The sequence below is a fragment of the Pyramidobacter sp. C12-8 genome (assembly GCF_002007215.1).
Taxonomy (GTDB): Bacteria; Synergistota; Synergistia; order Synergistales; family Dethiosulfovibrionaceae; genus Pyramidobacter.
On sequence record NZ_MUHX01000021.1, the window covers coordinates 24,922 to 46,035 of the forward strand.

General features: G+C 59.0%; 20 protein-coding genes. All 20 read right to left on the reverse strand.

The annotated features are described in order from the left end of the window. Positions 1-13: 13 nt before the first annotated feature. Positions 14-1,264, reverse strand: a complete 1,251-nt coding sequence (locus B0D78_RS08605) for a 3-deoxy-D-manno-octulosonic acid transferase (RefSeq protein WP_078016565.1) — start codon at positions 1,262-1,264, stop codon at positions 14-16. A 2-nt stretch (positions 1,265-1,266) separates the two neighbouring features. Next, positions 1,267-2,286, reverse strand: coding sequence for a KpsF/GutQ family sugar-phosphate isomerase (locus B0D78_RS08610; RefSeq protein ID WP_078016566.1), 1,020 nt, complete (start codon positions 2,284-2,286; stop codon positions 1,267-1,269). After that, a complete protein-coding gene (gene kdsA / locus B0D78_RS08615) occupies positions 2,283-3,134 on the reverse strand; it encodes a 3-deoxy-8-phosphooctulonate synthase (protein WP_078016567.1) in 852 nt (283 codons plus the stop codon). Before kdsA ends, B0D78_RS08610 begins: the two co-directional genes overlap by 4 nt. Before the next feature lie 30 nt (positions 3,135-3,164). Continuing rightward, positions 3,165-5,402, reverse strand: coding sequence for a tetraacyldisaccharide 4'-kinase (gene lpxK, locus B0D78_RS08620; RefSeq protein WP_078016568.1), 2,238 nt, complete (start codon positions 5,400-5,402; stop codon positions 3,165-3,167). Continuing rightward, the gene (locus tag B0D78_RS08625; RefSeq protein ID WP_240496148.1) at positions 5,399-7,144 is read right to left on the reverse strand and encodes an ABC transporter ATP-binding protein; all 1,746 of its coding nucleotides are present in this window, start codon (positions 7,142-7,144) and stop codon (positions 5,399-5,401) included. Before B0D78_RS08625 ends, lpxK begins: the two co-directional genes overlap by 4 nt. Further along, complete coding sequence (locus B0D78_RS13405; RefSeq protein WP_143521802.1) at positions 7,125-8,234, reverse strand: lipid-A-disaccharide synthase; 1,110 nt, start codon at positions 8,232-8,234, stop codon at positions 7,125-7,127. The genes B0D78_RS08625 and B0D78_RS13405 overlap by 20 nt, the downstream gene beginning before the upstream one ends. Then, the gene (locus B0D78_RS08630) at positions 8,231-9,337 is read right to left on the reverse strand and encodes a lipid-A-disaccharide synthase (RefSeq protein ID WP_078016570.1); all 1,107 of its coding nucleotides are present in this window, start codon (positions 9,335-9,337) and stop codon (positions 8,231-8,233) included. The genes B0D78_RS13405 and B0D78_RS08630 overlap by 4 nt, the downstream gene beginning before the upstream one ends. Next, the gene (locus B0D78_RS08635; RefSeq protein WP_078016571.1) at positions 9,322-10,146 is read right to left on the reverse strand and encodes an LpxI family protein; all 825 of its coding nucleotides are present in this window, start codon (positions 10,144-10,146) and stop codon (positions 9,322-9,324) included. The genes B0D78_RS08630 and B0D78_RS08635 overlap by 16 nt, the downstream gene beginning before the upstream one ends. Beyond that, positions 10,143-11,249: an LPS export ABC transporter permease LptG gene (gene lptG, locus B0D78_RS08640; RefSeq protein WP_078016572.1), complete on the reverse strand. Its 1,107-nt coding sequence runs from the start codon at positions 11,247-11,249 to the stop codon at positions 10,143-10,145. Before lptG ends, B0D78_RS08635 begins: the two co-directional genes overlap by 4 nt. Positions 11,250-11,252: 3 nt before the next feature. Continuing rightward, complete coding sequence (locus B0D78_RS08645; protein WP_317540154.1) at positions 11,253-11,729, reverse strand: KdsC family phosphatase; 477 nt, start codon at positions 11,727-11,729, stop codon at positions 11,253-11,255. Then, the gene (lpxA, locus tag B0D78_RS08650) at positions 11,726-12,544 is read right to left on the reverse strand and encodes an acyl-ACP--UDP-N-acetylglucosamine O-acyltransferase (RefSeq protein ID WP_078016574.1); all 819 of its coding nucleotides are present in this window, start codon (positions 12,542-12,544) and stop codon (positions 11,726-11,728) included. Before lpxA ends, B0D78_RS08645 begins: the two co-directional genes overlap by 4 nt. Before the next feature lies 1 nt (position 12,545). Beyond that, positions 12,546-12,989 (reverse strand): 3-hydroxyacyl-ACP dehydratase FabZ, encoded by a 444-nt coding sequence (fabZ, locus tag B0D78_RS08655; RefSeq protein ID WP_078016575.1) that lies wholly within the window; start codon positions 12,987-12,989, stop codon positions 12,546-12,548. Between the two features lie 97 nt (positions 12,990-13,086). Next, positions 13,087-13,917: a UDP-3-O-acyl-N-acetylglucosamine deacetylase gene (gene lpxC / locus B0D78_RS08660; RefSeq protein ID WP_078016576.1), complete on the reverse strand. Its 831-nt coding sequence runs from the start codon at positions 13,915-13,917 to the stop codon at positions 13,087-13,089. Continuing rightward, positions 13,886-14,929 carry a UDP-3-O-(3-hydroxymyristoyl)glucosamine N-acyltransferase gene (lpxD, locus tag B0D78_RS08665; RefSeq protein ID WP_078016577.1) on the reverse strand — a complete coding sequence of 348 codons (1,044 nt, stop codon included), beginning with the start codon at positions 14,927-14,929 and terminating at the stop codon, positions 13,886-13,888. The genes lpxC and lpxD overlap by 32 nt, the downstream gene beginning before the upstream one ends. A 25-nt stretch (positions 14,930-14,954) precedes the next feature. Continuing rightward, positions 14,955-16,232, reverse strand: coding sequence for a hypothetical protein (locus B0D78_RS08670; protein WP_078016578.1), 1,278 nt, complete (start codon positions 16,230-16,232; stop codon positions 14,955-14,957). A gap of 59 nt (positions 16,233-16,291) precedes the next feature. Beyond that, entirely contained in the window at positions 16,292-18,049 is a 1,758-nt protein-coding gene (locus B0D78_RS08675; RefSeq protein WP_078016579.1) for a BamA/OMP85 family outer membrane protein, read from the reverse strand. Positions 18,050-18,104: 55 nt separating this feature from the next. Further along, entirely contained in the window at positions 18,105-18,725 is a 621-nt protein-coding gene (locus B0D78_RS08680) for a hypothetical protein (protein WP_078016580.1), read from the reverse strand. Positions 18,726-18,750: 25 nt separating this feature from the next. Then, positions 18,751-19,341: a sigma-70 family RNA polymerase sigma factor gene (locus B0D78_RS08685; protein ID WP_078016581.1), complete on the reverse strand. Its 591-nt coding sequence runs from the start codon at positions 19,339-19,341 to the stop codon at positions 18,751-18,753. 136 nt (positions 19,342-19,477) lie between these two features. Continuing rightward, positions 19,478-20,131 (reverse strand): histidine phosphatase family protein, encoded by a 654-nt coding sequence (locus tag B0D78_RS08690; protein WP_078016582.1) that lies wholly within the window; start codon positions 20,129-20,131, stop codon positions 19,478-19,480. Between the two features lie 370 nt (positions 20,132-20,501). Continuing rightward, positions 20,502-21,053, reverse strand: coding sequence for a 2-oxoacid:acceptor oxidoreductase family protein (locus tag B0D78_RS08695; RefSeq protein ID WP_009164320.1), 552 nt, complete (start codon positions 21,051-21,053; stop codon positions 20,502-20,504). Between the last annotated feature and the right edge of the window lie 61 nt (positions 21,054-21,114).

Here is a 21,114-nt window from a genome sequence, read left to right on the forward strand (position 1 = left end):
TCTTCCTTGACGCTTACAGATATTTTCCCGGATGCCCGCTACGAAAATCTTTTATCAAATCCCAGCTTCGCCGGGACGCGCCGCTCAGGGCGGCGAAAAATTCTTGACGCTCCCGGCCGAAATCGGAATTACCGTTTGACAGCACGCCGTCGAAAAAATCTCTCATCTCCCGCGCGTCGCGCACAATGGTGCACAGTCCCGTTTTTTCGAGGGCTTCCGTCGCTTCCGAAAAATCGCGGTAGTCAGGTCCCTGACAGAACGGGACGCCCCAGATCGCCGGCTCCATGATGTTCTGACCGCCTTTGGGAACGAGCGAACCACCGAGAAACGCCGCTCTCGCATATCCGTAAAGAGAGAAAAGCACGCCGATGCGGTCGACGATAAGAACGTTCCAGTCGCCGTACGCCTCCGACATCAGCTCAACTTTGCCGAGCTTTCTTGCCGACGCTTCGTCCAGCAGCGCGCGGCCGCGTTCGGGATGCCGCGGCACGACGACGAGTTTCAGGCCGGGATAGATTTTCAGCAGCTCCGCGTAGGCGTCGAAGACGATCTCTTCTTCCCCTTCGTGGGTGCTTCCGGCAAGGATCAGCGGTTCTTTGCCGGCAAAAATCTCCCCCAGGCCGGCGCCGTCGGCCGCATTTTTGCGGGCGATCAACGCGTCCACTTTGCAGTCTCCGGTCACCTTCACCCGGTCCGGTTCCGCGCCCAAGGCGATAAAACGATCCCGATCCGGCGCGGAACGAGTCATGATCAGAGAATAACGGCGAATGACCGGCTTCCAGAAAAAGCGCAGACGCCGGTATTTTCGAAAACTCGATTCCGACAGCCGGCCGTTGACGAGAAAAGTCGGGATCCGTCGTTTCCGAAGCTGAAAGAGCATCTCCGGCCAGATCTCCGTCTCGATCGTGATGTAGGCGGCCGGACGCAGAGCCGTCAGCGCTCTTCTGAGAACGCTCGGCGAATCCCACGGATAATAAATATGCCGGACGAGATCGCCCGCCAGACGCTCCGCCATGGTCCGGCCGGTCTTCGTGATCGTCGAAAGGAGAATGGGCATATCCGGAGCCTGCCGTTTGATCTCCCTGATAAAAGGATAGGCCGACTGCACCTCGCCGACTGAAACCGCATGGATCCACAGAGCGCCTTTGGGCAGATCGTCGGGATAGCGGCCGTACCTCTGTTCGTTGCCTTCGTCGTATTTTCGGTTCAGGAAAGGGCGCGCGGCAAAAAACAAAAGCTCGGAAACACAGCCATAAAACGACATGATCAGGCGACGCCGCTTTGCAGCAGCTCGTGAACGTGCACCATCCCCACGGGGCGGCGGTCCTTGTCGACGACGATCAGAACGGAGATCTCGAGCTTTTCCATGACGTGCACCGCCTCCGCGGCGAGCGCTTCGGGAGCGATGGTCCGCGGCGAGCTGATCATCACGTCTTCGACTTTGCGGTCCAGACAATGGATCCCCTCTTTGGCGATCAGCCGCCTCAGATCGCCGTCGGTGAAGATGCCGACGAGAAAGCCCTCGTCGTCGACGACGCTGGTGGCGCCGTAATTCTTGCTGGTGATCTCGAACAGAGCGTCCTTGACCAGAGTTTCGTGCGAGACGACCGGCAGGGAGCCGCTCGTGTTCATCACGTCGCACACGCGCAGCAGGAGCTTCTTTCCCAGCGAGCCGGCCGGATGGAACAGGGCGAAGTCCTCTTTTTTCAGGCCGCGCAGCAGCGTCACCATCGCTCCCAGCGCGTCGCCGATGGCCAGCTGCAGGGTCGTGCTGCTGGTCGGCGCCAGATTGAGCGGATCCGCCTCGCGTTCGATCGAAGAGTTCAAAAAAATATCCGCTCCCAGCGCCAGCGGCGAATCAGCGTCGCCCGAGACGGCGATGACCGGCGCGCCGATGCGGCGGAAAAACGGCAGCAGGGCGACGACTTCCGCCGTCTTGCCGCTGTTGCTGATCAGCAGCGCCACGTCTTCATGGCGGACCATGCCGAGATCGCCGTGCGCCGCTTCGCTGGCCTGAAGGAAGAACGACGGCGTGCCCAGCGACGAAAGAGTCGCCGCGATCTTGCGCCCGATATGCCCCGCCTTGCCGATGCCGGAAACGACGATCCTCCCCTTGCAGGCTTCCAGCAAGCGGGCGGCCTGTACAAGCTCAAAGCCGAAACGATCGGCCGCGCGGACAAGCTCCTCCGCCTCGTGCCGCAGCACCTGGCAGCCCGCCTTGAGGAGTTCTTCGTCCGACAGCCTTTCCGGCTGCCGGTCCGACGGCAGCGTCATCGCCGGATTCATCGTTCGCACCAATCCAGGGCGACGGGGCCGATGCCGCTTCTGACAAGGCGGTCGATGGCGCAGACCGGTGCGAGGAATTTCTCCAAAAGGGCCAGCGGCACCATGTTCGGCCCGTCGCTCAGCGCTTTTTCCGGTTCGGGATGGACCTCGAGGAACAGCGCGTCCACGCCGACGCCGACGGCCGCGCGCGCCAGCGGCAAAGCGAAGCGCCGGTCGCCGCCGGAACTGTTTCCCATGCCGCCGGGCATCTGCACGCTGTGAGTGGCGTCGAAAACGACCGGCGCGCCCAGAGAGCGCATGATCACGAGGGAACGCATGTCGACGACCAGCTGGTTGTAGCCCATCGTCGTGCCCCGCTCGCACAGCATGACCCGATCGTTGCCGGCTTCCGTCAGCTTGCCCAGCACGGACTTCATGTCCCAGGCGGAAAGGAACTGCGCTTTTTTGACGTTGACCGCCCGTCCGGTTTTGGCGGCGGCCACCAGAAGGTCGGTCTGACGGCACAAGAACGCCGGGATCTGCAGTACGTCGGCGACCTCCGCAACGGGAGCGGCCTGCCACGGCTCGTGGATGTCCGTCAGGATGGGCGCGCCCAGTTCGGTTTTTATCTGCGCCAGCCATTGCAGCCCTTTCTCGATGCCGGGGCCGCGCGGACTGGAGATCGAAGTGCGGTTCGCCTTGTCGTACGAGGCTTTGAAAATGTAATTGAGCCCCAGCTTCTTGCATAAAGCCTGAGTTCTTTTGCCGACTTCCAGTCCGAGTTCCAGGCTTTCCAGGGCACAAGGGCCTGCAATCAAGGTGAGCCGGTCGCCTCCGACCGCAAAATCTCCAATTTCTATCTTCTTCAATCGCCCTTCCCTCCCTTGAAGCAAGCGCTGTCATCGATCGAATTTCATCCGCTTGCTCAATTCGTCGTAAACAAAGGCTCTTTTCTTCCAGCCCAACTGCTCCGAAGCATAATTCAAAACGGCGTCAAGCGCTCCCGATTGGCCTAAGCGCAGGCGCCCTTCCGAACTCATATGAGCCAGTCGCTCGGCGTCGGCCAAAAGATCGAGCGCCGCCTCCGCGAGGACGTCCGCATCGGCTTCCACCAAAAGTTCGGAGTCTCCGAGGAGTTTTTTCTGTACCAACTTCCCCTTTTCAATGACCGACAGAACGGGGACTCCCAAACCGGCACAGACCTGATTGGCCGTTCCGGCCAGCCCCAGCAGAAGCTCGGCCCCCCGCGCCGCCTCCGCGACCTCGCCCCGGTAAATAACGATGTCCAGCTTGCCGCGGCAAAGATGAAGGCCGTCGAACTCCCAGCCGACCGCCGTTTTCACCAGTGTGTCGATATCGATGCTGGGAGCGGGGACCATCACGGCCGCAATCGCGCAGCGTTCGGAAATTTTGCCGAGCGCGCGCAGCAACAGCCCCAGATCCTTGTACGCCCGCTCCCGGCTGCCGGGCAGCACGAGAAGGCGGCGCCCCTCGCCCCACGGAACGGTCCCTTTAGTATTATCACAAGAAAGGTCCATGATTGGATTTCCTTCGAAGACGGCGGCGACGCCGTTTTGGCGCAATTCGACCGCCGTTTCTTCGTCGCGGGTCCAGACCTTCCTGCAGCCTTTTCGGTACAGAAAACTTTCCAGCTTCCAATGGCCGCTGATAAATTTCGTTTTCGCCGTCGCCACCATGAGAGCCTTTTTCCCCTGCCCCCATAAAGTATGACAGAGGAGATACGCATCGCCAACGCAAAGAACCGTACGGCAGCTGCTGCGCAGCTGATTCCACGCAGACAGCTGACGGGAAATCTGCCGAAAAAGCCCGGCCTTGATCTCTTGATAAAGATCACGCAGATGATATTTTATGATCCCGCCGGTCGGCGATTTCGAAAGGGGCGGCAGGATTCTGACGCCGATCTTCTTGTAAGGGATCCCCGATCCCACAAGCGGAAAAGCGCAGACCTCCGCCTGCGGAAATCTCTGTGCGGCTTTGCGCGCGAGCCTGGCCCCGATAGCGTCTTCGCCGTACCCGTTCGACGCGACGACAATCTGAGGACGAAGCGCCTGAACGACGACGTTCCAGAATCTGCCGGGCTCTTCGACGAGCGCGCTTATTCTCGGCACGTAGAGCGGAACGCGGGGAACGTATCCGCGCGGCAGATTGAATATGTCTTTTTCCGTGCAGCATATGGCTTTGCCGCCCGATTTCCGGGCCGCATCTTCGATCTTCTGCAAATCATTCGCATCATAGTGGTGATGATCCTTGAATTCGAATTCATGGAGAATGGCCGCGCCGCTTTTGAGGACCGTGTTTCGAAAACTGTGCGGATTGCCGATCGCGGAAAAAACTATCAGAGAAAAGGCCGTCATGCTCTTCCCGACGGGAACGAACCGCTCTCCATCCCATCGCTCCCAGAGGGGATCAGCCAGCCGCGAATAAAATATGCGCTCTTGCGGGACCCAATGGGAGATGCGCTCTTTCAGGCGTCGCAAAGCCTCCGGCGATGTCTGATCCGACTTGGAAATGACGACGGCATGAGCCCGCGACAAAGAACCGGGGAGCTCGCGCAAAATGCCGTTGGGCAGGGACGTCCCATTGCCGAACGGACAGGTGGCGTCGACGAGAACGATGTCGACGTCGCGGACCATCCTGCGATGCTGAAACGCATCGTCGGCGACGGCGATATCGACGTCGTGGTCCAAAAGCGCCGCCACGTCCGCCATGCGGTCGCTCGAAACCGCTACCGGGACGTCCGTCAGCCGTGACGAGAGCAGAAGCGGCTCGTCCCCGACGACGCTTCTGTCGCCGCGGCCGTTCAAAACGACGACCGGCTCGGACGTTGTGCCGCCGTAGCCTCGGCTGACGATCCCCGGCTTCAGCCCCCAGCGGGACAACTGTTCGGCAATGAATTCGACGAAAGGCGTTTTGTTCGTTCCCCCGGTGGTAAGATTTCCGACGCTGATGACGGGCAGCGGCGGTTCTTCCGAAGCGTAAACGCCGTGATCGTAAAACGCCCGCCGGGTTCCGACGATGACGGAGCCCAGCCATCCCAGCGGTTTTAGAATCACCCACGGCGATACGGTCTTTTCTCCGTGGGAATAGGCAAGATAGGACTTCGTGAGAAAGTTCATGGATGCCCGGCCCCGTACTGGAGCGAAAAGAGTTTTTGATAGGCCCCGTTTTTCCGAAGGAGCTCCTCGTGAGTCCCCTCTTCGATGATATGCCCGTTCTCGAGGTAAAGGATGCGATCCGCGTTGATGATCGTCGAAAGCCGATGAGCGATGATGAACGACGTGCGCCCTTCCATGGCGCGGTCCATCGCCTCCTGGATCTGTCGCTCCACGGCGGCGTCGAGCGACGAGGTGGCCTCGTCGAGGATGATGATGCGGGGATTGCGGACGATCGCCCGCGCGATGGCGATCCTCTGCCGCTGGCCGCCGCTCACGGTGACGCCGCGAATGCCGACTTCCGTGTCGTATTTGTCGGGATGGGAACCGATGAATCCGGAGATGCCGGCGATAGCGGCCGCTTCTTCGATCTCGCCTTTTTTCGCATCATATCCATAGGCGATGTTGAAGGCGATGGAGCCTTTCATCAGAACCGGATCCTGCGGCACCACGCCGATCTGAGTGCGCAGGCTTTTGAGATCGACGGTCTTGACGTCGTATCCGTCGATGAAAACCGTTCCCTTTTGCGGATCGTAAAAGCGCTGCACCAGATCGACGAGCGTCGACTTGCCGGCGCCCGTCGATCCGACGACGGCGATCTTCTCGCCGGGGCGGACCGTCAGATTCAGATCTTTCAAGATCCACTGTTCCGGCTCGTAGCAGAACCATACGTTTTCAAAGCGCACTTCGCCTTGCAGGCGCTTCAAAACGATCGCGCCGGGCGGCGTCACGACCCGGTCGTCGTTGTCGAGAAGGCCGAAGATCCGCTCCGCCGCCGCGAAACCGAACTGGAGCTGGCTGACGGCGCGCGTAAAATTATTGATCGGAGAAGCCAGAAAGCCCAACGAACCGAGAAAAGCGATCAGTTCCCCGGGCGACATGACGTCGCTCAGCACCTGCCGGCCTCCCAGCCAGAGGATCAGAGCGAGCGCCGCAATGAGAAGGACCTCGACGGCGCCGTTCAGAACGGCGTTGACCTTGACGCCTTGGATGATGGCGTCAAAATTCTGCCGATTGCTTTCCTTGAAACGGGCAAGTTCCAGCTCCTCCGTCGCAAAAGCCCTCACGATGCGAATCGCCGAAAGCGCTTCCTCGGCTACCGCGGAGAGATCGGCGACACACTGCTGCATATGGCGCCCAACCCTGCGGAGGATCTCCGAAGCGCTCTTCAGCACGAGGACGACCACCGGCAGGATCAAGAGCGTGTAGAGCATCAGCTTCCAGTTCAGATAGAGGCAATAGGAAAGCATCGCCGCACACGAGACGCCCTGAATGACAAGATCCACGGCGACGTTCGTGACGGTCATCTGCAGCATGTTGGCGTCGTTGGTGACTCGCGACAGCAGTTCGCCCACGCGTTTGCTGTTGATGAATTTCAGCGACAGCGTCTGCAGATGAGCGTAAGCGGCGACCCGCATATCCATGACGACTTTTTGCCCGACCCAGCCCATCAGATACTTTTGGCCGTAAGTAAACGCCGCCTTGAAAACAAAGAGCATGACGAGCGAGACGACCAGCACGTTCAGCATCGCGTAATCCTTGCGGATCAGCACGCCGTCGACGACGTTCTTCATCAGCCAGGCGGGGATCGCCGCGCAGAGCCCGGCGCCGACCATACAGACGAAAGCGCATCCCAATTTTGCCCTGTAAGGCAAAAGGAGTGCCGCCAGTCGACGATAGAGAGGCTTACTTCCTTTCTCTTTCATGATCGGCTGCCATCCTTCCAAGAATGTTGCAAATCTTCGCCGGAGCGCCGGGCGCGACCACGGCGGCAAGCGCGTGCAGACGTTTCCTCTGCGTTTCGAGCGATTCCGGATCCCGCAAAATCCTGGCGACCTCGTCGGCAAGCTGCGAAGCGCTGTATTCGCCGATGAACTCGGGGACAAAACTCCCTTTCACGAGCCGGTTGGGCCACGACATCTTCCCGATATGACGGGGGATCGCTTTTCGAATGATCCGCTCCCTCAGCGCGCAGCCGACCCAGGGAATGCGGTCGAGCATGCCGACCAGCCCGGCGATCGGCATCTGCCGCAGGAAAGAAAAAGGGACGGCAACCACGAACGGCTGTTCGCAGTACATCAGCTCCAGGGTGTTCGTCCCGGGCTGCGTCAGGGCGAGATCCGCGCCTTGGATCCCCGCGGGGGTCGTCCCCGTCCAGACCGAAAAGCCGTTCTCGTTCCACGGCCGGGCTTCGCTCTCCTCCGAAAATGGCGAGAGGAGGACCCTCAATTCGATCTCGGGATCGATCTTCATCAAATGCGAACGGATCTCTTTCAGGAAAAAAAAGGCTTTGCGCCGGATGTTCGGCCGGCTGCCGGGAAAAATCGCCAGCCGCCTGCCCCGAGGCGCGCGCCAGCCTTCCGGAGTTCCCTGCTCGAGGCTGTCCAGCACCAGGTCCCCGACGATCTCCAATCTCTCGGAACTGAACAGGCCGGGGCGGGACGTCAGCACCGTTTCGCAGCGCTTCATGCCCTTTTTATAGCCGTAAGAATAGCAGGCCAGCGGGACGCGCTGCCTCCACGCCAGAAAGCGGCCGAAAAACAAGTCGCCCCCCAGCTGCAAAACGACGTCGTATTTTGCAGCCGAAAAAAAACATCGCAGGGCGCCGACAGTCGTCCGGTGCCTCGATATCGTCGCGGGAAGCCGCGAGAGCGCGTTGATTTCCCGCCCCGAAGCGAAGGGACAGGGCAGAAGGTGAACGTCCACCGTCCAATTTCTGCCGGCGGCTTCTTTGATGAGCGGCCGGCACCAGCCCCAGACTTCTCCCGGCCCGTTGGCCAAAAAAGCGACTTTCATGAATTCACCAGCTCGGAAATGGCTTCTGCCCAGCGTTGAATTGCTCCCGGCTCCCCCATCAGGCGCCTGTTCGACACAACCTGTTTATGAACGCCGTCACAATAATCCTTGTCGTGAAGGTACAGATCGACATAGTGCAGGATCCTGTCGGCGCGCGCGTCGTCCTGCAGAAGTTCGGGAAACATTGTCTTTCCCGCCAGCACGTTGGGGATGGAAACGAAGGGCGTATGCGTCAGCATTTTATAAATCCGCCATTCCAGCGCGGTCCCCTTGTAAAGCACGATCATGTAGCGATTCAGCAACATCGCCTCGACGGCCGTCGTGCCGCTGGCGCCGATGACGAATTTCGAGGCGTGCATCAGATTGCGCCCGCTGATCTCCGTCGCTTCGACGCCGGCCTCGTTGTCCCTGACCATTGCCTTGCTGGCCTCGTCGAGTCCCGGAGCGATGGAGAACACGGGATGAAGTCCCATCCCTTTCAATCTCAGCGCCGTTTCCTGAAGGACGGGAAGCAGCGCTTTTATTTCGGAACGCCGGCTTCCCGGCAGCAGGGCGACGCGCCTCGCATCGTCCTGCAAAGAAGCTCCGACCGGGACGAAATTGTCGAGATCGTCGATCAGCGGATTCCCGCACCAATAGCTCCGCACATCCCACGCTTGCAGGGCCGTTTCTTCAAAATGAAACAGCGGCAGGCAGAGATCGCAGTAGCGTTTCAGATATTTCGCCCGGCCGCTGCGCCAGGCCCAGATCGTCGGCGGGCACACATAGACGACGGGACCTTTATAGCCGAGGGAGCGGATCTTGCTGAGCAGCGGGATGTGGAAATCCGGACTGTCGACGACGATGACGGCCCGCGGCGCTCGTTTCACGACGGCCTCCGCCAGATCTTTTCTCAAACGAAACAACGACGGCAGCGACTTGATGATCCGTCCCAGACCGATGATGTGCAGGAGCGCGTTGTCCCATTCCTTGCAGATCCCTTCCGCAAGAGCGCCGCCCATTCCCCAGAGCTGCTCGTGGGGAAGGATTTTATGGAGCGCCGCGCTCAATTTGGCCGCATAGATATCGCCGGAAAGCTCTCCGGTGCTTATAAAAATCGACATGTGGCAACTCCCGTCACGCTGATCCCCAAACGTTCCGCTTCCTGCAGGAAGGCATCTCTTTCCAACAAAAGAACGCTGTGCGCCTCGACAAAAAGCCCCGTCAGACCGGAATCGGCCATGTTTCGCAACGTCTGCACGCCGACGACCGGCAGATCGTAACGGCGGTCCTGATCGGCGCGCATTCCCTTCAGCAGGATCCCATGAGCGCTTAACGACGCCGCGCGCCGGATGGTCTCGTCCGTGCCTTCCATCGCTTCCACGGCGACAACGGCGCGATTCGAAACGACAAGGGACTGGCCGAACGAAAGCGGCAGCAGGACGCGCAGGATGTTCAGCCCATACTCGCAGTCCTGCAGCTGTTCCGCGTCGGCGAGAGGGCCGGCGATATGTCCCTCGGACGCCAGAAGTTCCGGGATGACTTCCTCGTAGCTCACGACCTGAATGCCGAATTTTTCGATATACTTCACGACCCCGGCCAGCAAGCTGTGATCGTTGCGGTCCTGTACGGCGGAGAGGATGGACTTGGCTCCCCGGTCGAGCTTCTCCGTAGAGTAGATGTTCTTTTTGGGCACGCCGCCGGCCATCATCAAGCGACGGATCCCCATCAGGCGCATTTTGGCGAGGATCATCGCGATCGCCATGGGATTGGTGATCTTCTGCACGGCGATGCCTTCGTTCAAATAGGGGGCGTCGTCCTCCGCCAGCAGGTACACTTTCGGCAGCGGCGCCTTCTTTTGGATCATCGCTTTCAGGATCTCCAGAGGCAGCGCGCCTTCTCCCGCGACAAGAGCCAGATGTTCGACGTTCATCGGTCGGCCCTCCGGGCAAGAAGAAGCGCCCCGGCAAAGAACAGGATATTGGGCAGCCACGCGCCGAGGATGGGAGGAATGTGTCCCGCCTGTCCCAGGGAACGCCCCATCGACATGACGACATAATAGACGAAGACGATCAAAATGCTTTGCCCGAAACCGATGCTGGCGCCGCCCTTTCTCATCGGACGCACGCCGAGCGTCGCGCCGATCAGCGCCAGGATCACGCATGCCCAGGGCACCGCCAGACGCAGATGGAACGCGACCCACAGCGGCTCCAGACTTTTTCCCTGAGCTTTGAGGATTTCGATATATTTGATCAGCTCCAGGCAGCTCATGTCGTCGGGTTTGGCGGTAGAACGCGAGATCTGCTGCGGGGTCAGGCGAATCGGAAGCGCCTGGCGTTTGAAATGCAGCGTCAGCTCGACGGTGGTTCTGCCTTTCACTTCGAACACGTCGCCGTCGTCGAGATACCACACGCCGTCGATCCACGTGCCCTTCCGGGCCGTCGTCAGCCGGACCAGATCGGCGCCCCTGAACTCTTGAACGACCACGTCGTCCATCGTGCCCGAACGGGCATAAAGCTTGTTGATGTAAACGATCCTTCTCAGCCCCTCGGCCGAAGGATCGCTGCTCCGCAAAAACACCTGCTCCTTCAGGAGCGCGGGCTTTTCGCGGGCGACTTCGTAGCGCATCACGTTCTGCGCGGCGATCTTGCCGAGCGGCACGACCGTTTCGTTCAAGGCAAGAGAGAGTATCGAGATGCCAAAAGCGGCGACCAGGACGGGACGGCTGATGCGCGAAAACGAGATCCCGGCCGCTTTCAAGGCGACGATCTCGCTGTTGGCGGACATTTTGCTGAAGCCCAGGAGCGCAGCCAAAAGGCAGGACATCGGCAGCGTCAGAACGACGACGGAAGGAAGCTCGTAGATAAAAAGGCGGCCGGCGACGCCCAGAGAAACGCCTTGTTCGATGATGAGGTCGGCCAGTTTGAACAATAACCCGCCGGCGACCATGATCAACGTAAAGGCCATCACTCCGAAGAGAAATGGCCCCATGAGCTCTTTCATAATAAAACGATCCAACGTGCGAAAAGGCTTCATAGGCTAGCCCTCCTCCGCTTCAGACGCAAGGACCATATCGACGACTTCGCGTATGGCGCCGCTGCCGCCGCTGCGCTGCGTCACATGCGAGGCGGACGCTTTCAGTGCGGGGACGGCGTTCGCCACGGCGACTCCCAGCCCAGCCCAGCGGACGCATTCGCGGTCGTTGACGTCGTCGCCGATAAAAATCACTTCGCCGGCGGTCACGCCTGCTTCGGCAGCGATTTTCCGAAGGACGGGCAGCTTCTCTGCGACGCCGTTGGCCAGAAAATCGACGTGCAGTTCCCGAGCTCTCAGCTCCGTCACGGCGGAAAAACGTCCGCTGATCCAGGCAACTTTGCCGCCCGCTTTGCGAAACAGCGCCATGCCCATTCCATCCTGGATGTCGAAGCGCTTGAATTCGTTCCCCGCCGCGTCGATGAAAACGCTGCCGTCCGTCAGCGTGCCGTCGACATCCATGGCCAGAAGTCGAAACATCATTCCCCGGATCTGCCCGCGCTGCCTGCAGGCCAGGGGCAGAAGCCCCTTTTCTTGTCGCCTTCCCTGAAGAAACGGATGATCTCTTCCACATCAGCGGATTTTGCGTCCTGCTTTTCGAGTTCGGCAAGAGCTTCGCGCATGGGCAACCCCGAATGGTAAATTTTTCTGTAGGCGCGCTTTATTTCCAGACGGCGCTCGGACGAAAAGTTATTGCGACGCAGGCCGATAACGTTCAGGCTGTATACACGGCACAATTCGGAGCCGTTGACCAGCAGGAACGGCGCCACGTCCTGCGCCACGCGCGAGGCGCCGCCGATCATGCAGAACGAGCCCACACGGACGAATTGATGGAAGCCGGACATGCCGCCGATCACCGTTCCCCGCCCGATTTTTACGTAACCGGCGAGCCCGGATTTGCTCGAAATCGTCACGGAATCGGAAATCTGCACGTTATGCCCCAAATGCACGCCTTCCATGATCAGGCAGTCATCGCCGACCGAGGTCACGTTCCCCTCGCCGGAAGCGCGATGGATCGTCACGTTTTCCCTGATGACCGACCGGTTGCCCACGGAGACCCAGCTGGTTTCACCTTTGAACGCATGGTCCTGCGGTTCGGGGCCGATCACGGCGTCCTCGAAGATCACGGCGTCCTCGCCGATTTTAGTGTAGGGGCAGAGGTGGACAAACGGACGCAGGACCGTATTGCGCCCCACGACGACATTCTCGTCCACAATGGAAAAGGGGCCAATCACGACGCCGTCAGCCAGTTCGGCGTGAGGCGAGACAATCGCAGTCGGATGTATTTGAATCCCCATTTTATTTTTCCCCTTCAGGTTTCTTGGTCAGCATAAACCCCAATTCGGCCTCGGCGACCGTTTTTCCCTCAACTTCCGCGCGGGCTTTGACCTTGCCCATCTTGCCGAAGATGCGTCCCATCTCGGTATAGATCACAAGCTGATCTCCCGGCACGACCGGACGCCGGAACTTCGTTCTGTTGACCGTGGTCAGGAAAGCGATCGTGCCGCGCAGTTCGGGAATATTCAGCACCATCATGGCCCCGGCCTGAGCCATCGCTTCCAGGATCAGGACGCCGGGCATCACGGGCTCGCCGGGAAAATGTCCCTGAAAAAACGGTTCGTTGATCGTGACATTTTTAATGGCCACGACGCTCTTCCCGGGCACCAACTCCTGAATGCGGTCGACGAGAAGAAAGGGATACCGATGAGGCACACACGACATGATTTCTTTAATATCAAGCATAACGCCATCTCCTTACAGTCACTCACCTGTACCATGCTGCACACATGATTCCCCGACGCGTCGCCGTGAACAGGCAAAACTTTATGATGCGGATTTTTTAAGCCGAGACAAACTCGCGCGCGATACGATCGACCAGTTTCTGATGCATGGCATGCCCGGCCCGTATCCCGACAAAATGGCCGATAACCGGCTTGCCTATCAGCGTCAGGTCGCCCATCATATCCAAAATTTTATGTCTGACAAATTCATCCGGGCGTCTCAAACCGCCGGGCGTCAGAACTCTTTGACCATCGACGATCAGGGCCGTTTCCACCGTTCCGCCCAGCCCCAAGCCCAGAGAACGCATGTGCGCCACTTCTTCGTACAGACAAAACGTCCGGCACTGTCCGAGTTCCGCGACAAAGTTGTCTTTTGTCGGCACGACGGTCGCGGCCTGAGTGCCGATGGCGTTGTCGCCGTATTCGATCACATAAGTGAAGCTGAGCCGATCGGACGGCAGGACGGCGCATATTTTCTTCTCGTCCTCGGAAGTCACGCACACCGGGGAAGAAACGCGCAGGTACGACGGCTCCCCGGGAAGCTCTTCAAGCCCCGCTTTCAGGATTTCCTCGCAGAACGGAGCGGCGCTGCCGTCAAGCAGCGGCGTTTCGATCCCCTCGGGGCAAAGGATAACGTCGTCAACGCCGAGGCCGCGCAGCGCGCCGAGCAGGTGCTCTACCGTCATCACCCGATGAGAATCGAACGCGAGAACGGTTCCGCGCCCGTCGCCGGAGTACTTTGCGGATTGGATCGGGAAACGCTTGCCGCCGAAAAGGAACACATACCCCTCGCCGCTGTCGGCCGGCAGCAGCTTCATGGAGACCGGCTTGCCCGAATGAAGCCCGACGCCGCTGAAGTCAATCTCTTTTTTCAGCGTGCGGCGGCTCATGAGCAGCGACCTCTTCCAATTTTTTCAAACGCTTCAGCAGATCGGGAACGCGGCGCAGCGAAGCCTTGAAACGAAAGTCTTCCATGTGATCGGTGGCGGGATGCCCCGAGAGGATCTGCCCCGGCTTGGTGCTCTTCATAACGATCCCCATTCCGGCGATCTGAGTGCCGCGAGCGACTTTAATATGGCCGTTCAAACCGCTGCGCGCTCCCATGACGACGCCGTCTTCGATGGTCGTGCTGCCGGCGACGCCCGATTGACTGGCGATGATGCAGTTTTTCCCGACGTGGCAGTTGTGGCCGATCTGCACTTGATTGTCCATTTTCGTGCCGTTCTGCACAACGGTAGCCGCGATCGTCGCCCGATCGATGCAGGTCCCGGCGCCGATCTCCACGTCGTCGCCGACGACGACCCGGCCGATCTGCGGAACTTTTACGTTCTCGCCGTCAGGACCGCCGGGGATGATGCCGAAGCCGTCGGCTCCCAAGACCGCGCAGCTGTGGATAAGGCACCTCGCGCCGACTTTCGTGCGGCGCTGAAGAACGGCCATCGGTTCGAGCACGCTGTCGTCGCCGATCTCCACGTCCGGGCCGACGTATACGTTGGCGATCAGCCTGACGCCGCTGCCGATACGCGCGCCGGCGCAGACCGTACAGTTCGGCCCGACGTATGCGGAAGGCGCCACGATCGCCTCAGGATCGACGAATGCGCTGCCAGAGATCCCGACAGGCGGCGCATAGCGCGGTTCGAAGATCGCCAGAAGCGCCGCCATTGCCGCGCGGAACGACTTTACCTTCAAGCCGTCGCGTCCGTCGGGAAAATTCTTTTCATCCGCGACGACGGCAACGTTCTCCGGAAGGCCGCGGGCGAGCTTCTGCGACTCTATAAAACTCAAGCGTTCAGGAGCGCAGTCGTTCAACTCGGAAAGGCCCTCGACGATCCGTTCGCCATTTCCGCAAACAGTCGCGCCGATCCGCTCGGACAACTCGCGCAGACGGTACGAATTTTCCATGGCAGCTCTCTCCTTAAATTATCCCTCAAAGGTTGCTAAAAGCGCGAAGGCTGACGCGATCGTCCTGCCGGTTATCGTAATACAGCTCGAACGCGACATAACGATTCAAACGGTAGCCGATGGCCGCTTCCAAATCGTCATCGTCGCTGTATCTCAGCCAGCCATAGAGACCGGGGCGGTCGCGCCCGAGCCACAGGCGATACCAGAGCGGAGACGAATCTTCAGTACTGCCTTCCAGTCCCAGCCACATGAATTCCAACGGCGAGAAACGCAGCCCCGCTCTGCCGTCAACATGCCAATGCTCAAGTCCCATGACGATCTCGGCGTAAGCTTCCGCCGGAATTTTCGGGCCCAACGGGAAATATCTGCCCAAATGAAGCCCGGCTTCCAGCCTCGCGGGACCTCCGGCATGCACGGAAAACCAGCCGCGAAACGAATAGGTCGTGCTTTCGATGTGAGTCGTCACTTTCGTGATGGGTTTGACGGCAATGTCGTTCACCGACGAAGCCCGCAGCATTCTCAGCCATTTGTTCTGCAGCTGTTTCTCCCCGAGCCACCGCTCCATCTCCGCGAGGTGGAAACTGATCCAGCTGAGCGGCAGCCCCGTCAGCGGCGAAAGATACTCGAGCGTCTTGTCGCTCATCCGGTCCGTCAGCAACTGCGGAAGCGAAGCCGACAGCGTCTCCGGAGAAAAGGCGAGCAACAAGGGCGGCCGAAGGTAAAGCTTCAGATCGAGCAGAGCCTCCAGATCCTCGGCGTGAACGCGCACCGAGCAGCGCCATCCCGGAATATATTCGTCGATGATTTTATCGATCTGGCTCTGAAAGCTCTCCGCGCTCCAGCGCAGGGCCTCCGGCGGCACGTTCTCCACGATTTCCCGAAGCGGAGGCACGGCGCGTTCGATATCGTTCTTCATCCAGGCGGAACAGGGCTCCGGCAGACGGGCGCTCCCTTCCGACATTTGCAGGGAAAGGCGCCAGTTCCATCTGCGCGGCGGCTCCATCGAGACGAACTTCTGATTGACAAGCGAAACCTTAAAACCCGGAAAGAGGCGGCTCCCCACGAGGGCCAACGCCTCCACCGCCGCCTGACGCGAGAGCCGGCTGCCTTGCAGTTCGCGCCAGACGGCGCTCATGCTTCCCTGGATCGAACTTTTGAGCCATGCCGGAGCATCGCAGCGCAGCGGCAGCGCGGGCATCGCCCGGCTTTGCGCGGGAATGACGCCGAGAAAAAGAGCTGCTGCCGGAAGAATGCGCCAAAAACATTCGGCAACGATCGCGGGAACGTGTTTCCTCTGAAACATTCCTTTCGGCCTCCCTCCTTCTGCAGCAGCTTATTTTCATGTTATTCCGGGCTCGAGTTTTAGAACATCTCGCCAAAGCCGAAGTGGAACTGCGTCTCATCTCCTTTGGCCACGTCGACGCGGATATTGCCGAGCGGCGTCTTCACTCTGACGCCGACGCCGGGAGAATCTTCCAGATCATCAAAGCTGAAACCGGCCCCCTGGGTCTTGTCCCATGCGTTTCCGATGTCGTAGAAGGCGACGATCGAGAAGTTCTCGTCGATGGGGATGCGCAGCTCGACGTTGCCGAGGAACATCTCATGTCCCTTGAAGTCGCCGCTTTCATAACCGCGCAGGCTGTTGGCGCCGCCCAGCGAGTAGCGCTCGGAAAGCGGAATCGAACCATCCGAGAAACCGGCGCGCACGCGCAGGGCGAGGATGATCGGCCGGTCCTCGGTCTGTCCGAGGTCGATGTAGTCCTCCAACCCCTTGATAGGCACATAGGCGACGGCTTCGGCCCAGTACTTGGTGTAATCCCATTCGCCGCCGAGAGCTTCCCAGGCGTGCTCGACGCCGATCGTCTCGCGGTCGCCCTTGGGATAGCTCAAATATCTGTCGACGTTGTTACGCGTCAACTCGAGCGTCGTCGAAAACACCTTGCTGTTGAGAGAGTCCTGTCCAACTATTTTGTCGAAATCTTCTCGGCTTTGTGCGTCAGTATTCCAATACGATGACTTGCCAGTCCAATTAATCTTGCTCTTGTGCCAGTCAGCGGTCAGATACCAGCTGAACATCTCGCTGCCGCCGAACTTGCGTCCGAAACCGGCATACATTCCCGTACGGTCTTCTTCATACTCGAAGGCATTGTAGCGCTTACGAACGCCGTCAACTATACCATTGTAACGGTACGTCAGATCATCATCTTCGCGCTTGTAGGCGCCGAGCTTCCAGGCGAACGTCTTCTTGTCCATGTAAGGGTCGGACAGCGACAGCCAGTAATTCTTGTAGTCGCCCTGATCGAAGCCGATTTCGAAAATCCTGGCCCGGCCGCCGAGATTGCTTTCGCGGTAGGAAGCGCCGCCGCCCAGTCCGCTGCTCGACCCGTAGCTGACCGAGAAGATCAAGCTGGCGCTTCGCTTCTCCTTGACGGTGACAATCACGTCGACGTTGTCGCTGTCTTCGACCGGTTCAAAACCGACGTTGACATCCTCGAAGAAGCCGAGGTTGCGCAGCTTCGTGATGGAATGGCGCAGGAGCGTCGAGTTGAAGAGATCCCCGTTTTTCAAGGGGATATTGCGGCGGATGACGTAGGTTTTGGTGCGCCGGTTGCCCTGGATGACGATGTCGTTGATGCGCGGCTCGACGATCAGCACGGTGACCACGCCGTCTTCCACCTGCACGTCCTGCACGCGGGTCATGACGTAGCCGTCGGCCTGAAAGCGTTCTCTGAGGCGCTGGATGTCGTTCCTGAAAAAAACGCGGTTGAAGATCATGCCGGGCTGCGTGAAGAGCATTTTCTTCAATTTGTCTTCTTTGTAGATCGTGTTGCCTCGGAAACGAATCTCCTTGATGGTCGGGTTCTCGGTGACTACAAAGGTGAGAACAAGCTCCCCGTTCGCGTCCGCGGCGACTTTCGCGTCGACGTAGGAGAAAAAGCCCTGGTCGTAAATCGCCTGGATATCGTCCATGACCTGCTGCTGATTCAGCTCATCGCCGACCTTGGTCTTCACCGCCCGCAAGATATGAGAAGCGACAACTTCGTTGTTTCCTTCGACCCTCAGGGCAGAAACCGTTTGGGCACAAGCAGCGCTGCCGACGGCGAGCAAAACGAAGCACATTGCGAATAATTTTTTCAAAGAACAAACCAACTGTATTCCCTCCATGACCCTCAAATTAATGGAATTCGAGCACAACTGAGTTATTGCTTTTATACAGCGCTTTTCGGCCAACCTCCACAAGACGGTACATATCGGCGTCGGAAAGCTTTGACGCGGCCGGCCGGGGACGGGCAGCCGTCCTCGCTTCGGCGCCGGACATCCCGGTGTCTGTCAGCGACCTGTTCCCCGCGGCTTGGAGAGAGTTGCCGGTTTGCGCCGGCGGCGCGCTGCTTCGCATGGGCTCCGCAGTCCTTTTTCCCTCTGACGTCGGCCGGCCATTATAACGGCTCATTTCCGTTCTCAGCGATTGCGACACCGAAAAATCTCCCCGCACCCCGCCTGCATCCGCCCGCCGCATTTGCGACACGGCGATCGGCGTTTCGGACTCGGTCACGTGCAGAGGGCGCGCCAGGAACAATATGGCCGCGAAAGCCGCCGGCAAAATCATCACGGAGGTACGGACGGAGCGGCGCGCATTTCCGCTCTGATGGCATAACAAAAGCTCCTGCCGGGCGTCATCCAGCTCAGCACGAGCGCATTCAACATCGAGTATGGCATCGGAAAAATTCCCGTCGGCGCTCATGGTCTGAGCGCGCCGGATCCAACGAATCACTCGGCTGTATTGCTTATCGAGCATTTTTCCTCCTTGTGAGACAACGGAATCATCTTATTATCCCTGCCGCCGCTCCAGAAGTTGCACATTCCCGAGAAAACCATTCTTTCAGTTGCGCCAGCGCCTTTTTCTTCAAACGATAGACGTGGCTGACGTCAAGGCTCATTTCTTCCGCCAGCTCGCGGGCGTTTCTGCATTCGACCACCAGCTCGCGCAAAATGTGCGCTTCGCGTTCGGGAAGCTGAAGAAGGCCCTCCCGCAGCATGATGATCTCCTCCACTTCTCGAAATTCCGCCGTTTCATCGCCGTCCTCGCACTCGATGTCGACGGGGATCGGGGCTTTCGCCTCCACTCTCTGGAGAAAATTGAGCATCTGTCCTCTGATTCGGTAGCAGGCATAGGTTGTAAAACGGTGCCCCAAGTTCACGTCGAATTTATCGACGGCGCGTATCAACGCCAGAGTCCCCTCCTGCACGAGGTCGGAAAAGCGCTGCCCGTTTACCCTGAACTTTTTAGCGACCCAATACACCAGCGGACGATAGGCGAGGATGAGCTGCTCTCGCGCCTCCTCGTCTCCGGAGGACATCGCAAGCCAGAGTTTTTTTTCTTTTTCCCAGTGAAGTTCGCTTGCTTCGCCCATTTCGTCCTCCCACAGTTGAATTTTTATCTATTTTACCAGTTCTTGAGGCTTTTTGCTCGTTCATGCCAGTTTTCGGCATAAGAAGCAGGCGGCCCTTTTCAGCGCCGCCGCGGTCTTCTCATTGAAAAAGAACGGATTAAAATGGCACCGGCAGCGATTTCCGTGAAGCTCCCTGCGACGAAACGGCGCTGTGGAGCGTGTCGTTATAAAAACAGAGGACAAATTTTTCTCCCGTGTCCTCAAGCCCGGTCAAAGCGCAATTATTCATGCGGAAGTTTTTCCAGACCGCCTCCAGCGAAAGATTCAGAGCTTCGGACAGAAAAGCCCGCAAAGTTCCGCCGTGCGAGACCACTAAAATACGTTGTCCCCGCGTTTTCCGCAAGGCGGCAAGGACTCTTCTGACACGGATTTTGATCTCGTCGGCCGATTCCGCATGCGGGATTTTCACGGAGAACGGATGCGCCGCCCAACGCGAATATTCGTCGCCGCGTTCCCGCAGCGACGAGACGCTTTGACCTTCCCAATCGCCAAAGCCGATTTCGCGCAGATCCTCCATGACATGAAGGGCGCTCCGCTCGCAGTCTGCGGCGATCGCGGCCGTCGCCACAGCTCTTTTTAAAGGGCTGACATAAATTTCCTCGGGAGCCCATTCGGCGATTCGCTCCGCAGCCATTGCCGCCTGCCGCATGCCCAGTTCATTCAAGGGGATGTCCATGCGCCCCTGAAAGCGCATCTGCGCGTTCCAGTCGGTCTGGCCGTGGCGCAGCAGTAGAATTTTTCTCGTCGTCATCACACGCTCTCCTGGATAGTCGACTCATCCGGCGATTGTCCGCCAGAATCCTCACTTCGATTGGCGCTTCACCTTCGTCCGACCTCCGCCGAAAAAGCGAACGGCTTTTTCAGGGCCGCCTTCAAAAAATCGCCTTGCCCCGGCAGAAGTACAGCGTCCCCGCGCAGCGTCGCAGAAAACGGCAGGACCATAAAATGATACCTCATCTGAACGCGTCGTTTCAAGACGTTTTTTTGGACTTGGGGCGACGCCGGCTTTCGTTCGGATCGTTTCCTGCCGATGGACAAAAAAGCGCCTCCAACGAATTTTACAGGCTGGAGGCGCTTTTTTACTCCGAGACGGAGCTGCGATGACCTACCTCATCGTTTTGTCAGGCTTTGTCCGCCTGCTCGAAACCGCACTGCAGAGCCTTGAGATTCATCGGCAAGAACTGCGGCTTTTTCTTGCCAAGCTTTTCTTCCACGACATGTTTCGCAGACTCGCGGCTGATGATCCCGGAGGCGGCGACGGCCGCGCCCAGCAGGACGATATTCGCCGTCTTGGGGCTGCCGCACTCGGCCGCGAGCTTCTCGGCGGGAACGGGAATCACCGTGATATCCTGACGCGGATTTTCGTATTTCACGAGATCGCTGTTATAAACCAGAACGCCTCCCGCTCGGGGCGAGCTCTCGAATTTGGCCAGCGACGGCTGATTGAACACCACGCAGACATCGCACTTGTTGATGATCGGCGAACCCACAGGCTCTTCGCTGACAACGGTGCTGCAATTGGCGGTGCCGCCGCGCATCTCGGGACCGTAGGAAGGGATCCAGGATACGTTGCGTCCCTCGTCCATACCGGCATAGGCGACAAGCTGTCCCAGCATCATGACCCCCTGCCCGCCAAAACCGGCCGCGATCAATTCTTTGTAAAATCCAGCCATTTTCCTTCCTCCTAGAATAATGTAGTCGCACTTGTTGACAGATTATTGAACGGAACAATCT